Consider the following 5,765-nt stretch of genomic DNA (forward strand, 5'->3'; position numbering starts at 1 on the left):
GTACAGTAACAAGCTGCGTAAGCTGTGACAACTCATAAATTTGGGAGCGAGCGGAACCGAACTGTGCGTGCAGGCTGTGGAGAATAAGATTTTCAAAAGCCCTTTTTCTTCAAAAGGGAAGATACGACCGAATCTTTTAGCTGTCAAACACGCGCTATCTCGGTCCAGAATTGGGGAATTATCGGGCTATAGGTCCGCATCGTTCAAGGCCGGCTGAGTTATGTACCGGCGGAGACGAGGGGTAATCTGTTGCGGCCGTTTGCGAGATCGGCGAGTATTTGCGGTGCGAGCGCTGCTTGGCAGTACCTTGGATCCGCACGGAGAGTGACAAAGAATGAATATGAAGCTTGTCAGCAGCATAGACGTTGTGGCACGTTCGCGACTGGTGACGATAAACGTCGATGCGTTGCTCGTGGACGTAGCGAAACTGCTCTCGAGCACGCAGATCAGTCTTGTCGTCGTCTGTAATTCCGATGGTGCGATGGTGGGTGTCATCACCAAAACGAATATCGTCCAGCAGATCGGTCGTTGCGGGGAAAGCGTCTGCACGACCGTGGCCGCTGACGTGATGACCCGGGATGTCGCCTACTGCCGCCCGACCGACTCCCTGCCCGATGTCTTGTCGATGATGGAGAAGTGCGGCTTCGTACACATTCCCGTCGTCGACGAGAATTCCAAACCGTCTGGCGTCGTCAATGCGCGAGATGCGCTTCGGGCGCTGATGGCAGAAGAAAAGTATGAAGTGTCGCTTCTGCGGGATTACATAATGGGTATCGGCTACCGGTGAGGAGTGCCGATGACAGGCTCAGACCTGAGGCCGATCGTCCTCATCACCGGCGCGACCGGCAACCTCGGCCGTTCGCTCGGCGAGGCGCTCGATCGCGATTACCGGCTCGTCGGGCTCGACCTTAAAGCAGAGGGTGCCGACTTCCCTGTGTTAGAGGCGGACTTCACATCCGATGCCGCAGTCGAACTGGCATTGCGCAAGTTCCGCGACGCGTTCGGCTCGCGCATCGCCAGCGTCATCCACCTCGTCGCCTATTTCGACTTTACGGGCGAGGACAACCCGCTCTACCAATCCGTCAATGTCGAGGGCACGTGGCGCCTTCTGCGCGCGCTTCAGGACTTCGAAGTCAAGCAATTCGTCTATTCGAGCACTATGCTCGTGCACACGCCTTGCCGCCCTGGCGAGCGCATCGACGAGCACCAGCCGATCGAACCGTGCTGGACTTATCCGAAATCGAAGGCCGCCGCTGAGGCGGTGATCCGTGCGGAGCACAAACGGATCCCTTACGTCATCCTGCGGCTGGCCGGTGTCTACGACGAGCACGCAACCGTGCCGACGATGGCCCAGCAAATGGCGCGGATCTACGAGCGCGACTTCCTGAGCTACTTCTACTCAGGCAGCACGCTGGTCGGTCAGGCAATGCTCCACCGCGACGACATGCTCGAAGCGTTCCGCCGCGCCGTCGACCGCCGCGATGTGCTGCCGCCCGAAACCGAGATTCTGATCGGTGAGCCCGACGCGATCGGTCACGACGCGCTCCAAGACGAACTCGGCTATCTCATTCACGGTGTGGATGATTGGCCGACACTGCGCCTGCCAAAGCCCATCGCCGCCGCGGGTGCGTCGGCGCAGGGCAAGCTCGAGCCGGTCATCCTCGACGCGATCGATGGAGGCGAGGCGCCGTTCATCAAACCCTTCATGGTCGCTATGGCCGACGACCACTACGCGCTCGACATCCGGCGCGCCCGCGATCTGCTCGACTGGGAGCCGCGGCACCGATTGAAAGATGAGCTGCCGCGCCTCGTCGCGGCTCAAAGAACGACCCGGCCGGTTGGTACGAAACCAACGGCGTTACGCCGCCGGCCTGGGTCAGCAAGGCAGACGACCTGGGTAAAAATCCGGAGAAGCTACGCGTCCGCCATGAGGCGCAGGTTCGGACCGAGCACGGCGCCAACCGCTTGGCTCATCACCCAGCCGCTGCTGATCAACATCGGGGAACCGCTCCTGCGCCGGAGCGAAATAGTCCTTGGCGCGAAGGCGAATGCCCACCACGTGATCGGCTCGCTGGTTCTGACCGTAGTCTCGATCGCCGCGGCTGAAGTCGCCCGGCCGGTGCGATATCTCAGTGTTCCACTTGGAGCCCTATTGATGGCTGCCCCTTCATGTTTGGTGCAAGCATGGTTGCGACCATCGTCAGTACTGTCTTGGGCGCTGGGCTGGTGGTGCTCAGCATCCGCCGTGGCCCGATCCGGGAGCGCTACGGCAACTGGAATCGCTTGATAATTTAGCCGATGTCAGGAAAAGATTGCCGTGTCCGAAACAGGTTATCCCAACCTCGAAGCGTTGCTGGCCGCCGTGCGCGATTGCCGTGCGTGCGCGGCGCATCTGCCGCTCGGTCCGCGTCCGGTGTTGCGTGCCGGTGAAACGGCCCGCATCCTCATCGTGGGGCAGGCGCCCGGTGTGCGCGTGCACACGACCGGCATTCCGTGGGACGACCCGAGCGGGGAGCGTCTGCGCGCGTGGATGGGAATTGACAAGGAGGTCTTCTATGATGAATCGCGCATCGCAATCATTCCCATGGGCTATTGTTATCCGGGCCGGGGAACTGGCGGTGATATGCCGCCGCGTCGTGAATGCGCGGCGCTCTGGCTCGACCAGTTGCTGGCCCGGCTGCCATGGATTGAACTAACTCTGCTCATTGGTCAGTATGCGCAGCGCCACTTTCTGGGCAGTCGCCGCAAGCCGTCGCTGGCCGAAACGGCCAAGGCGTGGCGGGAGTACGCTCCGCAATTCATCCCGTTGCCTCACCCGTCGCCGCGCAATCAGCCTTGGTTCAAGCACCATCGCTGGTTTGAGCGGCAGCTCGTACCGGTGCTGCGCGCACGAATCAAAGCCTTGTCCGTGCGCTGACGCGAGCATGTGTACCGCACGCTAGAGCTCATCCGAGAGCAGGGCTGCCGGGCCGGGCTCTCGCTCAGCACGGCTAGCGCAAACGGCGAACCTGGCGCAAGGTCCACTTGGGCGTGGACGCCGACACCCATGAGGTCGTGGCGGCCCTCGTAACGACGAACAGCGTTGGCGACGGTGAGGTACTCCCCACCCCTCTGGAGAAATTCGCCCCGCTGCTGATTTGTGCAACAACACCCCTTTGGGGTATCGTCATCGGTGTGATCGCCTTCGTCGTGCGCGCCTGCGTGCTGCCCAAGTGAGCCGAATCGGGTTCCGGCCATGAAAGAGCAGGCAGCGTTGTCTCGCGTGAGCATCGTCTCGGCCAAGGTGGCCGAAGTGCTCTCCGATCGACTGCGGACCGCGCACGAGCGTTACCGCACGCGGCTCATGCGGATCGGGGCCGAATCCCTGACGTGGCAATGGGCGCCGCTGTCCACCCCTATCGAAGCCTGGAAGGCGTGCACCGAGTACGCACTCGACACCACAGAGCGCTCGGTGCTCTTCTGGGACACGCTGCGCCGGCGCGGCGACGCTTATCTCGAGCACGAGCGTGCCGGCCATCCACCGCTCCTGCACTTCCAGCACGAGACCGTGATGGATGGGCGGACCTTCGAGCACCCGGTCAACTATGCGCTCCTGCGGATGATCCCCCCGCCGGATGTCGAGCTGTACCCAGAACGGAGACCGTACATCATCATCGATCCGCGTGCCGGCCACGGCCCCGGGATCGGCGGCTTCAAGGACGACTCTCAGGTCGGCGTGGCCCTGCGCTCGGGCCACCCGGTGTACTTCGTGGTCTTTTTCCCCGATCCGGAGCCGGGCCAGACGCTCTTCGATGTATGCGCCGCGGAGGCGACATTCGTGCACAAGGTCCGCGAGCTGCACCCCGAGAGCGCCAAGCCCGCGATCGTCGGCAACTGCCAGGGCGGATGGGCGGCGATGATGCTCGCCGCCGCGCTCCCCGAAGACACGGGCCCCATCGTCATCAACGGGGCGCCGATGTCCTATTGGGGGGGCGCCTGGCGTGAGGGAGAGGGAGACAACCCCATGCGCTACGCGGGAGGATTGCTGGGCGGCACCTGGCTCGCTTCGCTCTGCTCGGACCTCGGTGCGGGCACATTCGACGGCGCCCATCTGGTGCTGAACTTCGAGTCCCTGGACCCGGCCAACACGTTCTGGAATAAGTACTACCACCTGTTTGCGAACGTCGATACCGAGGGTCCGCGCTTCCTCGGCTTCGAGCGCTGGTGGGGCGGGTTCTATTTGATGAACCGCGAGGAGATCGAGTGGATCACCCGTACGCTCTTCGTCGGCAACAATCTCTGGTCAGGCGACATCGAGTCGAACAGCGGCAAGGTGTTCGATCTGCGCGAGATCCGCTCACCCATCATCCTGTTCGCCTCGCTCGGCGACAACGTCACGCCCCCGCAGCAGGCCTTCAACTGGGTGGCCGATGTCTATGGCTCGACCGAGGACATCAAGGCGCGCGGCCAGGTCATCGTCGGCCTCTTGCACCAGGACATCGGCCACCTCGGGATCTTCGTGTCCGGGCGCGTGGCGAGAAAAGAGCACTCGCAGATCGTCTCGGTGATGAAGTCGATCGAGGCGCTTCCGCCCGGCCTGTACGGGATGGAGATCGAGGAGAGGAAAGGGCCGGAGGGGGTTATCTACGAGGTCCACTTCGTGGAGCGCCGGCTCGAAGAGGTCGTCCTGCGTCTGAACCGCTTCGAGCGTGCCGACGAAAAGGCCTTCGAGGCGGTCGAGGTCGTCTCGGATTTCAATCAGCGCGCCTATGAGCTATTCGTGCGACCCATCGTCCAGGCGCTGACGAACGAGCTTACCGCGACCCTGGGACGCACTTTTCATCCCCTGCGGGTCGAGCGCTGGGCCATCTCCCATCTGAACCCTTGGCTCGCATGGCTCGAGCCGGCGGCCGCGGCCGTGAAGGCGGGGCGGCGCGCCCTCGATAACGACCATCCCCTGCGCAGGGCCGAGAATGCGCTCTCAGAGGTCCTGTCCGCGTCCCTCGACTACGGGCGCGACGTGCGCGACGCAGTGAGCGAGGCCGCATTCTTCCAGACCTACGGCAGCCTGTTCTCGCTCCAGCACCCCGACTCAATGGGGGTACGGGATCGGGGGGGCGCGGGCCGCACCGATCCCCGCACCTTGCCCGTCGTACAAAAGGCGCTCGAGTCGATCACAGAGGGCGGATATCCGGAAGCCGTGGCGCGAGTCGGGGCCTTGCTGACCCGCGGTCAGGCAGCGATCCCCCTCGCGCAGATCGAGCTCCGGGCCGGGCTCATGGAGGACTACGCCGCGCTCTTACCCAAGCTGTCTCAGGAGGAACGCCGCCGCATCCGCGGCCAGCAGGAGGTCATCGTCGCGTTCGAGCCGGAACGGGCCTTGGAGGCGCTGTCCACGCTCCTCCCCGACCCGGCCGACCGCGCGCGGCTATTGACCCTCCTCGAGCGCCTGGCCACCGACCCCCGCATATGGAAGGACCGGCCGGCCCCGGGGCAGCTCGCGATGCTGGAGCGCATCCGGACGGTCCTCGGTGCCGGGCAACCAAGGGCCCCGCCGGCCCCGAGCGGAGCCACAGAGGTTACCGCGAAAGCCCGGCGCACCAAGAGGCGAAGGATAGTGAAGGCCACGCGCTGAACAATTTTCCAGACGATGCTAGTAAGTCAGTCATGTTAAATCGAAGTGATTCGTCACCCCGGCAGGGATTGCCGGGGTCCAGGATGCAGGACAGCACCTACGTCCATGTGCTCTGGATTCCGGCAATCCATGCCGGAATGACGTGCCTGTT

General features: G+C 63.4%; 4 protein-coding genes and 1 pseudogene. All 5 read left to right on the forward strand.

The window, feature by feature from the left end; translation table 11 throughout:
- Window positions 1–334: 334 nt before the first annotated feature.
- The 5 genes and pseudogenes from M3461_21925 to M3461_21945 all read left to right on the forward strand — a co-directional run bounded on the left by M3461_21925 (window position 335) and on the right by M3461_21945 (window position 5,614).
- Window positions 335–787: a CBS domain-containing protein gene (locus tag M3461_21925; GenBank protein ID MDQ3776814.1), complete on the forward strand. Its 453-nt coding sequence runs from the start codon at window positions 335–337 to the stop codon at window positions 785–787.
- Window positions 788–796: 9 nt separating this feature from the next.
- Window positions 797–2,287 (forward strand): NAD(P)-dependent oxidoreductase, encoded by a 1,491-nt coding sequence (locus M3461_21930; protein ID MDQ3776815.1) that lies wholly within the window; start codon window positions 797–799, stop codon window positions 2,285–2,287.
- A 30-nt stretch (window positions 2,288–2,317) separates the two neighbouring features.
- A complete protein-coding gene (locus M3461_21935; GenBank protein ID MDQ3776816.1) occupies window positions 2,318–2,917 on the forward strand; it encodes a uracil-DNA glycosylase family protein in 600 nt (199 codons plus the stop codon).
- Between the two features lie 59 nt (window positions 2,918–2,976).
- A pseudogene (locus tag M3461_21940) lies at window positions 2,977–3,114 on the forward strand (IS5/IS1182 family transposase).
- 121 nt (window positions 3,115–3,235) lie between these two features.
- Window positions 3,236–5,614 carry a DUF3141 domain-containing protein gene (locus M3461_21945; protein ID MDQ3776817.1) on the forward strand — a complete coding sequence of 793 codons (2,379 nt, stop codon included), beginning with the start codon at window positions 3,236–3,238 and terminating at the stop codon, window positions 5,612–5,614.
- Window positions 5,615–5,765 lie beyond the last annotated feature (151 nt).

It is taken from the genome of Pseudomonadota bacterium, assembly GCA_030860485.1.
Taxonomy (GTDB): domain Bacteria; phylum Pseudomonadota; class Gammaproteobacteria; order JACCXJ01; family JACCXJ01; genus JACCXJ01.